Here is a 15,619-nt window from a genome sequence, read left to right as displayed (position 1 = left end):
GTGTCGGCCAAGGTGCGCAGTTTAGCGTGCCGGGCGCGAATTTCGAGGCTGTTTTTCATTTGCATCCGATTAAATGCAGCCGTTTTCGGGCCTGTACTGTCAGCGACTTGACGGCATCGGCTATGATAAGCCCCTTTGTTTTAACCGCCGCTTTGATTTGGCCAACTGGCCGCGCACTTGTACGTTCAAGGATCCTATGAGCAAGCCCACTGTCGACCCTACCTCGAATTCCAAGACCGGCCCTGCCGTGCCGGTCAATTTCCTGCGCCCGATCATCCAGGCGGACCTGGACTCGGGTAAGCACACGCAGATCGTCACCCGTTTCCCGCCTGAACCCAACGGTTACCTGCACATCGGTCACGCCAAGTCGATCTGTGTGAACTTCGGTCTGGCCCAGGAGTTTGGCGGCGTCACCCACCTGCGTTTCGACGACACCAACCCGGCCAAGGAAGACCAGGAGTACATCGACGCGATCGAAAGCGACGTCAAATGGCTGGGCTTCGAATGGTCCGGCGAAGTGCGCTACGCCTCGCAGTATTTCGATCAGCTGCACGATTGGGCCGTTGAACTGATCAAGGCCGGCAAAGCCTACGTCGACGACCTGAGCCCGGAGCAAGCCAAGGAATACCGTGGCAGCCTGACCGAGCCGGGCAAGAACAGCCCGTTCCGTGATCGCAGCGTCGAAGAGAACCTCGACTGGTTCGCCCGCATGCGCGCCGGCGAATTCCCGGACGGCGCACGCGTGCTGCGGGCCAAGATCGACATGGCCTCGCCGAACATGAACCTGCGCGACCCGATCATGTACCGCATCCGTCACGCGCATCACCACCAGACCGGCGACAAGTGGTGCATCTACCCGAACTACGACTTCACCCACGGTCAGTCGGACGCCATCGAAGGCATCACCCACTCGATCTGCACCCTGGAGTTCGAAAGCCACCGTCCGCTGTACGAATGGTTCCTCGAGAACCTGCCCGTGCCGGCGAAACCGCGTCAGTACGAGTTCAGCCGCCTGAACCTGAACTACACCATCACCAGCAAGCGCAAGCTCAAGCAACTGGTCGATGAAAAGCACGTTTTCGGTTGGGACGATCCGCGCATGTCCACGTTGTCCGGTTTCCGCCGCCGTGGCTACACACCGGCGTCGATCCGCAACTTCTGCGACATGGTCGGCACCAACCGTTCCGACGGCGTGGTCGACTTCGGCATGCTTGAATTCAGCATTCGTCAGGATCTGGACCAGAACGCTCCGCGCGCCATGTGCGTGCTGCGTCCGCTGAAGGTCGTGATTACCAACTACCCGGAAGACAAGGTCGATCACCTCGAACTGCCGCGTCATCCGCAAAAAGAAGAACTGGGTGTGCGCAAGCTTCCGTTCTCCCGTGAAATCTACATCGACCGCGATGACTTCATGGAAGAGCCACCAAAGGGCTACAAGCGCCTGGAGCCGAACGGCGAAGTGCGTCTGCGCGGCAGCTACGTGATCCGTGCCGACGAAGCGATCAAGGACGCCGACGGCAACATCGTTGAACTGCGTTGCTCCTACGACCCGGAAACATTGGGCAAGAACCCTGAAGGCCGCAAGGTCAAAGGCGTGGTTCACTGGGTACCGGCCGCGGCCAGCGTCGAGTGCGAAGTGCGTCTGTACGATCGCCTGTTCCGCTCGCCGAACCCTGAGAAGGCCGAAGACAGCGCCAGTTTCCTGGACAACATCAACCCTGACTCGCTGCAAGTGCTGACCGGTTGTCGTGCTGAGCCTTCGCTGGGCAATGCACAGCCGGAAGACCGTTTCCAGTTCGAGCGCGAAGGTTACTTCTGCGCGGATATCAAGGACTCGAAACCCGGTCATCCGGTGTTCAACCGTACCGTGACCTTGCGTGATTCGTGGGGCCAGTGATTCAAGGAACCTCTAACGTGCTTTCGATCTACAACACGCTCACCAAGAGCAAAGAAGTCTTCAAGCCGCTGGATGGCAACAATGTGCGCATGTACGTCTGCGGGATGACCGTTTACGACTACTGCCACATTGGCCATGGCCGCAGCATGGTCGCGTTCGACCTGGTGACCCGCTGGTTGCGGTTCAGCGGGTATAACCTGACGTATGTGCGCAACATCACCGACATTGAAGACAAGATCATCAACCGGGCCAGGGAGAACGGCGAACCGTTCGACGTGCTGACCGAACGCATGATCACCGCGATGCATGAGGACGAGGCGCGCCTCAATATCCTCAAGCCGGACATGGAGCCGCGGGCCACCGATCACATCGCTGGCATGCAGACCATGATCCAGACCCTGATCGACAAGGGTTACGCCTACGCACCGGGCAATGGCGACGTGTACTACCGCGTCGCCAAGTTCATGGGCTACGGCAAGCTGTCGCGCAAGAAAATCGAAGACCTGCGCATCGGCGCGCGGATCGAAGTCGACGAGTCCAAGCAGGACCCGCTGGACTTCGTGCTGTGGAAAGGCGCCAAGCCGGGCGAGCCGAGCTGGCCGTCACCGTGGGGCGACGGGCGTCCGGGCTGGCACATCGAATGCTCGGTGATGTCGACCTGCTGCCTGGGCGAGACCTTCGACATTCATGGCGGCGGCAGCGACCTCGAATTCCCGCACCACGAAAACGAAATCGCCCAGAGCGAAGCGGCGACCGGCAAGACCTACGCCAACACGTGGATGCATTGCGGCATGATTCGCATCAATGGCGAGAAGATGTCCAAGTCCTTGAACAACTTCTTCACCATCCGCGATGTGCTGGAAAAGTACCACCCGGAAGTCGTGCGTTACCTGCTGGTGTCGAGCCACTACCGCAGTGCTATCAACTATTCGGAAGACAACCTCAAGGACGCCAAAGGCGCACTCGAGCGTTTCTACCATGCGTTGAAAGGCCTGCCGAGCGTGGCGCCGGCTGGCGGCGAAGCCTTTGTCGAGCGCTTCACCCAGGTGATGAACGACGACTTCGGCACGCCGGAAGCCTGCGCGGTGCTGTTCGAGATGGTTCGCGAGATCAACCGTTTGCGCGAGAGCGATCTCGACGCGGCGGCGGGGCTGGCGGCGCGCTTGAAGGAACTGGCCAGTGTGCTGGGGGTGTTGCAGCTTGAGGCGGATGACTTCCTGCAGGCCGGTGCTGAAGGGCGGGTCGATGCGGCTGAGGTTGACGCGCTGATTGCGGCGCGCCTGGCGGCTCGTGCGGCTAAAGACTGGGCTGAATCCGACCGGATCCGCGACCAGCTCACCGCCATGGGCGTGGTGCTGGAAGATGGCAAGGGCGGCACGACCTGGCGTCTGGCTGACTGATTGTCGTGATGGCTACGCCTTTTACAAAAGCAGAAACCCGCCTTGTGCGGGTTTTTGTTTTTGGGACGGAGCAAGTGCAGCGGTGCCCAGGCTGGCGTCATCGCGAGCAGGCTCGCTCCCACATTGGATCTTAGCTATGTTTGAGTGCTGTGCGCGGCACAGATTCCCTGTGGGAGCGAGCCTGCTCGCGATGGTCTCCAGTCGAACACAAACAGTGTGGGCGGCTGGTCATTCAGCCTGGCGCAACCGCTTGTATAAGGTGTTGCGGCTGACTCCGAGACGTCGCGCCAAATGCGAAATATTCCCCCCAGCCGCCTGCAACTGCCGATTCAAATCCTCGGCATCATTCAAATCCACCGCCAGGGTTTCCGGCGAATCCACCGGCTCCATCTCAAGATCGACAAAAAAATCATCCGGCAAATGCTCCGGCCGCACCGGTTGTTCTTCAGCCATGGCCAGCGCCACCTGCATCACGCTGCTGACCTGACGTAAATTTCCCGGCCACGGATGACGGCCGAACAGTTCGAGCACTTCTCGACTCAACCCGGCCCATTGCGACGGCTCGCGGTGTTGCTCCCACAAACGCTTGAACAGTGCCTGCTTGTCACTGCGTTCCCGTAGCGGTGGCAATTCGAGGGTCAAACCGCCGATCCGGTAATAAAGATCTTCCCGAAACCGGCCCAACTGAACCTGCTCGCGTAGCGAGCGGTTGGTCGCCGAAATGATGCGGATATCCACCGGGTACAACTCGCTGCTGCCCACCGGTTGAACACAGCGTTCCTGCAAAACCCTTAACAGTCGCGCCTGCGTCGGCAGTGGCATGTCGCCAATCTCATCGAGGAACAGCGTGCCTTTGTCAGCCTTGCGGATCAGCCCGATGCTGCCTTTCTGATTTGCACCGGTGAACGCACCTTTCTCGTAGCCGAACAGCTCGGATTCCACCAGTTCGGCGGGGATCGCTGCACAGTTGACGGCAATGAACGGCTGTTTGCTGCGAGAGCTGGCCTGATGCAGTGCCTTGACGAACACTTCCTTGCCGACGCCGGTTTCGCCGTGAATCAGCAGCGGAATGTCTTTTTCCAGCAAGCGCTCGGCCTGGCGCACGGCTTTTTCCACGCGACCGTCGCCAAAGTGCAGCGTATTGAGGCTGATCGCGGCGGGCGCGTTTGCGGCAGGTTCGGCGCTCTTTGTTTCAGAAAATAGCCGCGCCTGAATCGGTGCCTGTTTCGGGCGTTTCAACAGGCACTGGAAGCGGTTACGCCCGGAGGCCTGGAGGGAGAAGGGCAAGCCGTCCGGCTGATTCAGCAGTTCCAGCAGCGACACCTTGAACAGGCTCTCGATACTGACCCGCGACAGACTGATGCCGAGCAAATTGTCGGCCCGGCGGTTGGCGGACAGTACTTGGCCGCTCTCATCGAAAATAAGCAAACCCGCCCATTGGCTGTCGAGGTTGTTCAACCCGGTGTTGAATGTCAGTTGAAAATGCTGGCCATGGAACAGGTTGAGGATCAGCCGGTTTTCCACGGTCTGGCTCATCATCTTGACCATGCCGAGGGTGTGGGACGGCGGCAGGTAGCTGTCGCTGGACACGTCCAGCACCGCGATCACCTTGCGTTCGGCATCGAAAATCGGCGCGGCGGAACCGGTCATGAAGCGGTTGGCCTTGAGGAAATGTTCATCGTGCTCGATGTGCACTGCCTGCTCGCAGGCCAGCGCGGTGCCGATCGCATTGGTGCCGCTACAACGCTCCATCCAACTGGCGCCGGCGCTGAAGCCACGGGTCAGGCTCGGCTCGATGAAGCGCTGAGTGCCCCAAGAGGTCAGCACCTGGCCCTGGTTGTCGGCGAGCATGATCAGGCAATTGGAATTGCTCAGGATGTTCTCGTAGTAGGGCAGGACTTCCTGGTGGGTGGTCTGCACCAGTGAATGCTGGCTTTCCAGCAACTGCGCGATGCCCTCGGCCGGCAATTGGTCGAATGCCGGAGCGCTTTGGTGATCGAGACCGAACGCGCGGCAACGGGACCAGGAGTCCTGGATGATGGCGTCGTGGGAGAGCGGCGAGGCGGGTGCGGCCATGGCAGTCGATCTCTGAGCAAGCTTTTATTGTTTTTATGGTTTTTTTGCACATCACGTTGAATGTCGCACGTGATGGTTCTGGCACACCACGACTTTGTGGGGCCGTAAACAGTCCGTAGAGTGTTGTTCACTATTGTTCATTGTCAACCGTTGAACTGTTCAATTGTTCAGTCGCGGTTGTTCATTTCTGTTCAGCAACGAACCCTGTTTTTTCGCTTTTTGAAGGATTTTCAAGCCAGATCAACAACTTGCATTTTCTGGCACGAAAGTCGCTCTGTAGCTCCGGTCGCTTGACTCCAATAATAAAAAGGCCGAGCCATGTCACTCACTCTGGAGCACGTCAGCCGCACCGTCGAGGGCCAGACCTGGATCGACGATGCGTGCCTTAGTTTCGAACCCGGTTCCTTCAACGTTTTGCTCGGCCGCACGCTGTCCGGCAAAACCAGCCTCATGCGCCTGATGGCCGGTCTGGACAAGCCCGACAGCGGCCGCATCCTGATGAACGGCGTCGACGTCACCCAACGCCCGGTGCGCTTGCGCAACGTGTCGATGGTCTATCAGCAGTTCATCAATTACCCGACCATGACGGTGTTCGAGAACATCGCATCGCCGTTGCGCCAGGGCGGTGTTTCCAACGAGCTGATCCAGAGCAAGGTGCTGGAAACGGCGAAGATGCTGCGCATCGAGAAGTTTCTCCAGCGCTATCCGCTGGAACTCTCCGGTGGCCAGCAACAGCGCACGGCCATGGCCCGGGCGCTGGTGAAGGACGCCGAACTGATCCTGTTCGATGAGCCGCTGGTCAACCTCGACTACAAACTGCGCGAAGAGCTGCGTCAGGAAATGCGCGAGCTGTTCAAGGCGCGCCACACCATCGCCATCTACGCCACCACCGAACCCAACGAAGCGCTGGCGCTCGGTGGCACCACGACCATTCTTCACGAAGGCCGGGTGATCCAGAGCGGCAAGGCTGCGGAGGTCTATCACCAGCCGCAAACCGTGCTGGCGGCAGAATTGTTCTCCGAGCCACCAATCAACCTGATGCCCGGACGGATTGCCGGTAACGAAGTCAGCTTCGCCAACTTCGTGCACTTCCCGTTGAACGTGGATTTGCGCCCGGTGGGCGAGGGCGAGTTCCGCTTCGGCGTGCGCCCCAGCCATATCTCGCTGGTGCCGAGCAACGACGATGACCTCGAACTGGCGGTGACCGTCGAAGTCGCCGAGATCAGCGGTTCGGAAACCTTCCTGCACGTGCGCAACGAGCATTTCCTGCTGGTGCTGCATTTGCCCGGGGTTCACGAATACGACGTCGATGCACCGATCCGCATCTACATTCCGACCCATAAACTGTTTGTGTTCGATGCGCAGGGACGACTGGTCCAGGCGCCCGGCCGCCGTATCGCGAGGGTTGCCTGATGGCCGAAATCCGTTTGCAGAACCTCGCCCACAGTTACACCCGTACGCCGAGCGGTCCCGAGGATTACGCGATCCGCGAGATGGACCACGTCTGGGAGCAGGGCGGTGCTTATGCCTTGCTCGGGCCTTCGGGCTGCGGCAAGTCGACCTTGCTCAATATCATTTCCGGGTTGCTCAGTCCGTCCCAGGGCCACGTCCTGTTCGACGGTAAAGCGGTCAACGACCTGACCCCGGAGAAGCGCAACATTGCTCAGGTTTTTCAGTTTCCGGTGGTTTACGACACCATGACGGTGTTCGACAACCTGGCCTTCCCACTGCGCAATCAGGGCATGGCCGAAGCGAAAATTCACAGCAAGGTGCAGGAAATTGCCGAGGTCCTCGACCTCCAGGCGCTGCTGAGCAAGAAGGCGCGCAACCTCACCGCCGACGAAAAACAGAAAGTTTCCATGGGCCGCGGATTGGTGCGTGATGACGTCTCGGCGATTCTGTTCGATGAACCGCTGACGGTGATCGACCCGCACCTGAAGTGGAAGCTGCGGCGCAAGCTCAAGCAGATCCACGAGCAGTTCAACATCACCATGGTCTACGTCACCCACGATCAGCTCGAAGCCTCGACCTTCGCGGACAAGATTGCGGTGATGTACGGCGGGCAGATTGTGCAATTCGGTACACCGCGAGAGTTGTTCGAACGGCCGAGCCACACCTTTGTCGGCTACTTCATCGGCAGCCCGGGGATGAACCTGATCGAAGTGCAGCCACAACCCGGTGGCGTCGGATTCGCCTCGACGCACTTGCCCTTGTCTGACGCGCAATTGCAACGCATCGCCGAGTCCGAGTGGAAAACCCTGAAAGTCGGCATCCGTCCGGAGTTCGTGCATGTGTGGGACGAGCCGTTTGATGACGCGATGCAGGCACAGGTCGTACACGTTGAAGACCTGGGCACCTACAAGATCATGACCCTGAACCTCGACGGCGCGCCGTTGAAAGTGCGCCTGGCCGAAGACAAACCGGTGCCGGAAGGCACGGCGTACATCAGCTTCCCGGCGCAGTGGTTGATGGTCTATGCCGACGATTACCTGCTGGAGGTGCAGCCATGAACAAGGTGCAGAACAACAAGGCCTGGTGGCTGGTCCTGCCGGTGTTTTTGCTGGTGGCGTTCAGTGCGGTGATCCCGATGATGACCGTGGTCAACTATTCGGTGCAGGACATCTTCGACCAGTCCAGCCGCTACTTCGTCGGTGCCGACTGGTACAAGCAGGTGCTGCTCGATCCACGGCTGCACGACTCGCTGCTGCGTCAGTTCATCTATTCCGGCTGCGTATTGCTGATCGAAATCCCGCTGGGCATTGCCATCGCCTTGACCATGCCGACCAAGGGCCGCTGGTCGTCGCTGGTGCTGATCATCCTGGCGATTCCACTGCTGATTCCGTGGAACGTGGTCGGGACGATCTGGCAGATTTTCGGCCGGGCCGACATTGGTTTGCTCGGGTCGAGCCTCAATGCGATGGGCATCAACTATAACTATGCGGCCAACACCATGGACGCCTGGGTCACGGTGCTGGTGATGGACGTCTGGCACTGGACGTCGTTGGTGGCGCTGTTGTGTTTCTCAGGCCTGCGGGCGATTCCGGACGTGTACTACCAGGCGGCGAGGATTGATCGGGCATCGGCCTGGGCAGTTTTCCGACACATCCAGTTGCCCAAGCTCAAGAGCGTGCTGTTGATCGCGGTGATGCTGCGGTTCATGGACAGTTTCATGATCTACACCGAGCCGTTCGTGCTCACGGGCGGCGGGCCGGGGAATGCCACGACCTTCCTCAGCCAGACCCTGACGCAGATGGCCATCGGACAGTTCGACCTCGGCCCGGCGGCAGCTTTCTCGCTGGTGTACTTCCTGATCATCCTGTTGGTGTCCTGGCTGTTCTACACCGCCATGACTCACTCTGACGCCAACCGCTGAGGTCTGCCATGAGTAAAAGAAAGCTCATTCCGCTGCTGATCTACATCCTGTTCCTGCTGGTGCCGATCTACTGGCTGCTGAACATGTCGTTCAAGAGCAACACCGAAATCCTCAGCGGCCTGACCCTGTTTCCGCAGGATTTCACCTTCGCCAACTACAAGGTGATCTTCACTGATCCTGCCTGGTACACCGGTTACCTCAACTCGCTGTACTACGTGAGCCTGAACACGGTGATCTCCCTGAGCGTGGCGCTGCCGGCAGCGTATGCGTTCTCGCGGTATCGCTTCCTGGGCGACAAGCACCTGTTCTTCTGGCTGCTGACCAACCGCATGGCGCCGCCGGCGGTGTTTCTGTTGCCGTTCTTCCAGCTGTATTCCTCGATCGGTCTGTTCGACACGCACATCGCGGTGGCACTGGCGCATTGCCTGTTCAACGTGCCGTTGGCGGTGTGGATTCTCGAGGGCTTCATGTCTGGCGTTCCGAAAGAAATCGACGAAACCGCCTACATTGATGGCTACAGTTTTCCCAAGTTCTTCGTGAAGATTTTTGTGCCGCTGATTGGCTCGGGGATCGGTGTGACGGCGTTTTTCTGCTTCATGTTTTCCTGGGTCGAGTTGCTGCTGGCGCGGACGCTGACGTCGGTGAATGCCAAGCCGATTGCGGCGGTCATGACGCGCACCGTCTCGGCATCCGGTATCGATTGGGGTGTGCTGGCGGCGGCAGGGGTGTTGACCATCCTGCCGGGCATGCTGGTGATCTGGTTTGTCCGTAACCACGTGGCCAAGGGCTTTGCCCTGGGCCGGGTATGAGGAACTGATGATGGAATGGATGAGCTGGACCGTCCCGACGGCAACGTTTTTCTGTGTCATTGCCTTGATCCTGGTCGGCATGACGACCTGGGAATTGCGTTCGCCGAGCATTCTTCGGCGTGGTTTCTTGCCGATTGCCACCACCCGTGGCGATCGGCTGTTTATCGGTCTTCTCGGCAGCGCCTACCTGCATTTGCTGGTAATCGGCGTCACCGACTGGAGCATCTGGGTAGCGTCCGCGTTGTCCCTGGTGTGGCTGTTGGCTGTGATGCGTTGGGGCTAGTCGAATCGCTCGGCAATGTTGCTCCGAAACCCAATAAGGAGGTCTCTATGTTCGACAAAAACAATAAGCTGCGACATAGCATTTCATTGGCAGCCATGCTGGCACTCAGCGGTTTGAGCGCTTCGGCCTGGGCCGATGCCTATGAAGACGCCGCGAAGAAATGGATTGGCAGTGAGTTCAAGCCGTCCACCCTGACGGCAGATCAGCAGCTCGCGGAACTGAAGTGGTTCATCAAGGCCGCCGAGCCGTTTCGCGGGATGGACATCAAGGTTGTCTCGGAAACCCTGACCACTCACGAATATGAGTCCAAGGTGCTGGCCAAGGCCTTTACCGAGATCACCGGGATCAAGGTGACCCACGACCTGCTGCAAGAAGGCGACGTGGTGGAAAAGCTGCAGACCGTGATGCAGTCAGACAAGAGCATCTATGACGGCTGGGTCAATGACTCGGACCTGATCGGTACGCACTTCCGCTACGGCAAGACGGAATCGATCACCGACCTGATGGCCAATGAAGGCAAGAACTTCACTTCGCCGACCCTGGACCTCAAGGATTTTATCGGCCTTTCCTTCACCACCGCTCCCGACGGCAAGCTCTATCAACTGCCCGACCAACAGTTCGCCAACCTCTATTGGTTCCGCGCCGACTGGTTCGAGCGTGCGGACCTTAAAGCCAAATTCAAGGAAAAGTACGGTTACGAACTGGGCGTGCCGGTGAACTGGTCAGCCTATGAAGACATCGCCAAGTTCTTCAGCGAAGACGTCAAGGAAATCGACGGCAAGCGGGTCTACGGGCACATGGACTACGGCAAGAAAGACCCGTCACTGGGCTGGCGTTTCACCGATGCCTGGTTCTCCATGGCGGGTGGCGGCGACAAGGGATTGCCCAACGGTTTGCCGGTGGACGAATGGGGTATCCGCGTCGAGGATTGCCACCCGGTCGGTTCCAGCGTGACGCGCGGTGGCGACACCAATGGCCCGGCGGCGGTCTTTGCAACCACCAAATACGTCGACTGGCTCAAGGCCTACGCGCCACCGGAAGCGGCTGGCATGACCTTCTCCGAGTCCGGCCCGGTACCGTCCCAAGGCAACATCGCCCAGCAGATCTTCTGGTACACCGCATTCACGGCTGACATGACCAAACCGGGTCTGCCGGTGGTGAACGCCGATGGCACACCGAAATGGCGCATGGCACCTTCGCCACGCGGTCCGTATTGGGAAGAGGGCATGAAGCTGGGGTATCAGGACGTGGGTTCCTGGACGTTCATGAAATCCACGCCTGAGAAGCAGAAACTGGCGGCCTGGCTCTATGCGCAGTTCGTGACGTCGAAAACCGTGTCGCTGAAGAAAACCATTGTCGGCCTGACACCGATTCGCGAGTCGGACATCAACTCCCAAGCGATGACCGATCTGGCGCCGAAACTTGGTGGCCTGGTCGAGTTCTACCGCAGCCCGGCCCGCGTGCAATGGACCCCGACCGGGACCAACGTGCCGGACTATCCGCGTTTGGCGCAATTGTGGTGGAGCCACATCGCCGAAGCCGCCAGCGGCGACAAAACCCCGCAACAGGCGCTCGACGGTCTGGCCAAGGACCAGGACGCAATCATGTCCCGTCTGGAACGCTCCAAGGCCCAAGCCACCTGCGCCCCGAAAATGAACCCCGAGCGCGATGCGCAATACTGGTTCGATCAACCGGGTGCACCGAAACCGAAACTGGCGAACGAGAAGCCGAAGGGCGAAACCGTGAGCTACAACGAACTGCTGAAGTCGTGGGCGGACGCACGTAAGTAAACCGCAGAACCGAGAAAGGCGAACGGCACCGAAAGGTGCCGTTTTTATTAGTGCCTGTCCCGCCGCTGTCGCGAGCAGCCTGCTCGCGATGAGGGCATTAGAGGCAGCGCATTAATTAGAGTGGAGCGATCAGACCAAAACAGCCATATCCGTGTACTGAGCAACAACTGAGTCAGCGGTAAGGAGTTTCATGGGTTCAGTAAGGGCCGTTGCAACAATCAGGCGATCGAATGGATCTCGATGGTGATGTTCCAGGTCTTTTGCTGCAATGGCATGCTCCGAAGTTACCGGTAACTCGATGAACCCGCTTTCGAGACAGTATTGGCGGATTTCATCCAGATCAACGTTAAGTTTCCCAAGCCCGACCTTGATCGCCATTTCCCAGAAGGTCGCCGCACTGATGTAAATGTCGGCGGCGCTTTCGATGAGCTTTCTGGCTTTACCAGATAGCTTGGGATCATCGCTAAGGGTCCAGAGCAGAACATGGGTATCGAGCAGAACCCTCATTCGTGAGTTCCTTCAAAGGCATCCAGCATTTCGTCGGGCAGTGGAGCATCAAAGTCTTGAGGAAGTATAAGTTTGCCCTTCATAGCTCCAATGCGCTGTCCGTAGGTTTTCCCGACGGGAACCAGTCGAGCAAGGGCGCGACCATGTTTGGAAATCGTGATGGTCTGGCCGGCTGCCGCGTCGTCGACAAGTTTGGACAAATTATTTTTTGCTTCGGCTAACGGAACGACGATCATGGTTCCTTCCTCCTCAGATTCTGGATAAACATAGCCAGAATTTTTGCAGGCGGTAAAGATGCGTCGTGCCAACTGCTCAATGTTGGATGCAGGACGAGGCCGGTAATACGGCGAGGGCTTTCGGGGATTGTCGGGAGAGGGCAGGGCAGCGGTAACAAATCCCACAAACGCAAAAACGGCACCCGAAGGTGCCGTTTCTGTTTTCTACCGGGTATCGCTAGGCGATCAACCCGCCAACCCCGATTGTTGCACCAGGACCAGCAACGGCTGCGGATACAGACCGAGGAAGAACGCCAGTGCGGCGATGGCCAGCAGCATCACGCCGCCTGCACGTTGTTCCCAGTGCAGCTGCGCATCGTGGCGACGCAGGTTTGGCTCGATCAGGTACAGGGTGACCATGACGCGCAGGTAGTAGAACACGCCGATGGCGCTGCCCAGTACCAGGGAACCGACCAGCCACCACTGGTGCGACTCGACACCGGTGGCGATGATGTAGAACTTGCCGATGAAGCCCGCGGTCAGCGGGATACCGGCCAGGGACAGCATCATCACGGTGAGGACGGCGGTCAGGTACGGACGGCGCCAGAACAGGCCGCGGTATTCGTACAGGGCATCGGCGTCACGGCCGTTGTACGGCGAGGACATCAGGGTGATCACGCCGAACGCGCCGAGGCTGGTGATCACGTAGGTGACCAGGTACACGCCGATGGCTTCCACGGCCAGACCCTTGCTCGCCACCAGGGCGATCAGCAGGTAACCGAAGTGGGCGATGGACGAGTAACCCAGCAGACGCTTGAGGTTGCTCTGGGTCAGGGCCAGCAGGTTACCGAACAGGATCGAGGCAATGGCGATGATGGTCAGCACGTCGCTGAGTACGCCGCTGCTCGCCGCTGGCGAGATCTGGAACAGACGCACCATCACCGCGAACACCGCGACTTTGGACGCGGTCGCCAGGAACGCAGCCACCGGTGCCGGAGCACCTTCGTAAACGTCCGGGGTCCAGAGGTGGAACGGTACCAGCGACAGTTTGAACGCCAGGCCGATCAGCATCATGCCCAGGCCCAGTTGCGCCAGCGAGCTTGGCAGGCCGGTGGCCGCGAGGGCCTGGCCGATACCGACGAAGCTCAGGCTGCCGGAATCGGCGTAGAGCAGGGCCATACCGAACAACAGGAACGCGGAGCCGGCGGCCGACAACACCATGTACTTGATACCGGCTTCCAGCGAACGCTTGTTGAAGAAGGCATAAGCCACCAGACCGTAGACCGGCACCGACAACAGTTCCAGACCGATGAACAACCCGGCCAGGTGTTGCGCGCTGACCAGAACCAGGCCACCGGCGGCGGCCATCAGGATCAGCAGGTACAGTTCTTCGCGGTTGCCCGGGTAACCCGAACCACCATCGCCGAGGTAGGCGTGGGCGAGGGTCACACAGGCGAGGGTGGCGACCAGGATCAGCGCCATGTACAGGCAGGCGAAGTTATCGATCTGCAGCAGTGGAGTCACAGCCAGTGGGGCGACTTTCAGGGCTGGCAGGATCGACAGCAGCGCCAGGTTCAGACCCGCCACGGAAATCAGGAAGGTCTGCGAGTGGTTGCGGCGCCAGGCGATCGCCAGCATCACCACGATGATCGTGGCGCTGGTGATCAACAACGGCGCTAGCGCGATAAAGTGTTGAGTCGTGAATTCCATAGCGCTCTTACCGGGCCGAAGCGAGTTGAGTGAAGGCGGTGCCGAGCCATTGCTGCACGCCATGCATCGTCGCAGCAGAGGTATCGAGGAACGGTTGCGGGTACACGCCGATGTAAATCAGCAGCGCCGCAAGCCCGACCACCATGATCATTTCGCGACCGTCCATGCCATGCAGTACCGCGTCCGATTTGGCCGGACCGAAGTACGCACGGTGGATCATGATCAGCGAGTAGACCGAACCGAACACCAGGCCCGACGTCGCGATGATGGTGACCACAGGCGCAGCCGGGAAGGTGCCGATCAGGATCAGGAACTCGCCGACGAAGTTACCGGTACCCGGCAAGCCCAGCGACGCCGCTGCAAAGAACAGGCTGAGGGCCGGCAGGTAAGCGATCTTCGACCACAGGCCACCCATTTCACGCATGTCGCGGGTGTGGGTGCGTTCGTACAGCTGACCACTCAGGATAAACAGTGCCGCGGCCGACAGACCGTGCGCCAGCATTTGCATCACCGCGCCCTGCAACGCCAGTTGGCTGCCGGAGTAGATGCCGATCAGTACGAAGCCCATGTGGGAAACGGACGAGAAGGCGATCAGACGCTTGATGTCGGTTTGTGCGAAAGCCAGGAACGCGCCGTAGAAGATCCCGATCAGACCGAGGGTCATGGCGATCGGCGCGAACTCGGCCGAGGCATTCGGGAACAGCGGCAGGGCGAAACGCAGCAGACCGTAGGCAGCGGTTTTCAGCAAGATACCGGCGAGGTCAACCGAACCCGCGGTTGGCGCCTGGGCGTGAGCGTCAGGCAACCAGGAGTGGAACGGCACCACAGGCAGCTTCACCGCGAAGGCGATGAAGAAGCCGAGCATCAGGATGTACTCGGTGGTCAGCGACATCTTGGTTTTCAACAGGTCGGCGTAGTTGAACGTAATCACGCCGGTGTCGTTGAAGTTGACCAGAACCAGACCGAGGATCGCCACCAGCATGATCAAGCCGGAAGCCTGAGTGAAGATGAAGAACTTGGTCGCCGCGTAGATCCGGGTTTTCTTGCCGTCCGAAGAACTGTGACCCCAGAGCGCGATGAGGAAGTACATCGGCACCAGCATCATTTCCCAGAAGAAGAAGAACATGAACAGGTCGAGGGCGAGGAACACGCCAACGACACCGCCCAGGATCCACATCAGGTTCAGGTGGAAGAAGCCAACGTGACGTTGGATTTCTTTCCACGAGCAGAGGACCGAGAGTACGCCCAGCAGACCGGTCAGCATGATCATCAGCAGCGACAGGCCGTCGAGGGCCAGGTGCACGCTGATGCCGAAGCGTTCGATCCAGATGTGCTTGAACTCAAGCGCCCAGGTCGGATCGGCGCCGGGCTTTGGTGCAAATGAATAGTCACCGGTGGCCCACAGCCAGAGGCCGAGGGAGAGCAACAGGGACATGGTGATCAGCGCAATCCAGCGGGGGAGGGTAGCGCCGAAGCGCTCACCCATCCAGCACAGCAGGCCGCCGATAAAGGGGATCAGGATTAGCCAAGGCAGAATCATGACGGGCTCAATTCCTTTC

Annotated in this window: 13 protein-coding genes; 8 read left to right on the top strand and 5 right to left on the bottom strand. The window is 59.4% G+C overall.

From position 1 onward, the window contains the following. The first annotated feature begins 196 nt into the window (after nucleotides 1-196). On the top strand, nucleotides 197-1,897 hold the full coding sequence (locus ACM6IQ_RS24645; protein WP_017339620.1) for a glutamine--tRNA ligase/YqeY domain fusion protein: 1,701 nt from the start codon (nucleotides 197-199) through the stop codon (nucleotides 1,895-1,897). Between the two features lie 17 nt (nucleotides 1,898-1,914). After that, nucleotides 1,915-3,297, top strand: coding sequence for a cysteine--tRNA ligase (gene cysS / locus ACM6IQ_RS24640; protein ID WP_414880075.1), 1,383 nt, complete (start codon nucleotides 1,915-1,917; stop codon nucleotides 3,295-3,297). A 228-nt stretch (nucleotides 3,298-3,525) separates the two neighbouring features. On the opposite strand, the gene ACM6IQ_RS24635 is transcribed toward cysS, so the two are convergent. Then, on the bottom strand, nucleotides 3,526-5,373 hold the full coding sequence (locus ACM6IQ_RS24635) for a sigma-54-dependent Fis family transcriptional regulator (RefSeq protein WP_017339618.1): 1,848 nt from the start codon (nucleotides 5,371-5,373) through the stop codon (nucleotides 3,526-3,528). Between the two features lie 318 nt (nucleotides 5,374-5,691). Here ACM6IQ_RS24635 and ACM6IQ_RS24630 point away from each other — a divergent pair, with 318 nt between their 5' ends. The 6 genes from ACM6IQ_RS24630 to ACM6IQ_RS24605 are packed head-to-tail and all read left to right on the top strand — an operon-like array spanning nucleotide 5,692 to nucleotide 11,628. Continuing rightward, on the top strand, nucleotides 5,692-6,786 hold the full coding sequence (locus tag ACM6IQ_RS24630) for an ABC transporter ATP-binding protein (RefSeq protein ID WP_017339617.1): 1,095 nt from the start codon (nucleotides 5,692-5,694) through the stop codon (nucleotides 6,784-6,786). Next, nucleotides 6,786-7,883, top strand: a complete 1,098-nt coding sequence (locus ACM6IQ_RS24625) for an ABC transporter ATP-binding protein (RefSeq protein ID WP_017339616.1) — start codon at nucleotides 6,786-6,788, stop codon at nucleotides 7,881-7,883. Before ACM6IQ_RS24630 ends, ACM6IQ_RS24625 begins: the two co-directional genes overlap by 1 nt. Further along, nucleotides 7,880-8,746: a carbohydrate ABC transporter permease gene (locus ACM6IQ_RS24620; protein ID WP_008032762.1), complete on the top strand. Its 867-nt coding sequence runs from the start codon at nucleotides 7,880-7,882 to the stop codon at nucleotides 8,744-8,746. Before ACM6IQ_RS24625 ends, ACM6IQ_RS24620 begins: the two co-directional genes overlap by 4 nt. Before the next feature lie 8 nt (nucleotides 8,747-8,754). Beyond that, the gene (locus tag ACM6IQ_RS24615) at nucleotides 8,755-9,555 is read left to right on the top strand and encodes a carbohydrate ABC transporter permease (protein WP_017339615.1); all 801 of its coding nucleotides are present in this window, start codon (nucleotides 8,755-8,757) and stop codon (nucleotides 9,553-9,555) included. Between the two features lie 10 nt (nucleotides 9,556-9,565). Continuing rightward, nucleotides 9,566-9,838, top strand: coding sequence for a DUF2160 domain-containing protein (locus ACM6IQ_RS24610; protein WP_031319023.1), 273 nt, complete (start codon nucleotides 9,566-9,568; stop codon nucleotides 9,836-9,838). A 47-nt stretch (nucleotides 9,839-9,885) separates the two neighbouring features. Beyond that, nucleotides 9,886-11,628 (top strand): extracellular solute-binding protein, encoded by a 1,743-nt coding sequence (locus tag ACM6IQ_RS24605; RefSeq protein WP_017339613.1) that lies wholly within the window; start codon nucleotides 9,886-9,888, stop codon nucleotides 11,626-11,628. Nucleotides 11,629-11,757: 129 nt separating this feature from the next. Here the strand turns inward: ACM6IQ_RS24605 and ACM6IQ_RS24600 are convergent, their stop codons facing one another. The 4 genes from ACM6IQ_RS24600 to nuoM form a co-directional block, all read right to left on the bottom strand. Beyond that, complete coding sequence (locus tag ACM6IQ_RS24600) at nucleotides 11,758-12,135, bottom strand: type II toxin-antitoxin system VapC family toxin (protein ID WP_414880074.1); 378 nt, start codon at nucleotides 12,133-12,135, stop codon at nucleotides 11,758-11,760. Further along, the gene (locus tag ACM6IQ_RS24595) at nucleotides 12,132-12,431 is read right to left on the bottom strand and encodes a type II toxin-antitoxin system Phd/YefM family antitoxin (RefSeq protein ID WP_414880132.1); all 300 of its coding nucleotides are present in this window, start codon (nucleotides 12,429-12,431) and stop codon (nucleotides 12,132-12,134) included. Before ACM6IQ_RS24595 ends, ACM6IQ_RS24600 begins: the two co-directional genes overlap by 4 nt. Nucleotides 12,432-12,596: 165 nt before the next feature. Next, nucleotides 12,597-14,060: an NADH-quinone oxidoreductase subunit NuoN gene (gene nuoN, locus ACM6IQ_RS24590; RefSeq protein ID WP_017339610.1), complete on the bottom strand. Its 1,464-nt coding sequence runs from the start codon at nucleotides 14,058-14,060 to the stop codon at nucleotides 12,597-12,599. A gap of 7 nt (nucleotides 14,061-14,067) precedes the next feature. Further along, nucleotides 14,068-15,600, bottom strand: coding sequence for an NADH-quinone oxidoreductase subunit M (nuoM, locus tag ACM6IQ_RS24585; RefSeq protein ID WP_017339609.1), 1,533 nt, complete (start codon nucleotides 15,598-15,600; stop codon nucleotides 14,068-14,070). Nucleotides 15,601-15,619 lie beyond the last annotated feature (19 nt).

Source organism: Pseudomonas sp. IT-P100 (genome assembly GCF_949767185.1).
GTDB lineage: Bacteria > Pseudomonadota > Gammaproteobacteria > Pseudomonadales > Pseudomonadaceae > Aquipseudomonas > Aquipseudomonas fluorescens_B.
The sequence above is the reverse complement of the archived record's forward strand: the minus strand, read 5'-3'. Positions and strand labels throughout refer to the sequence as shown.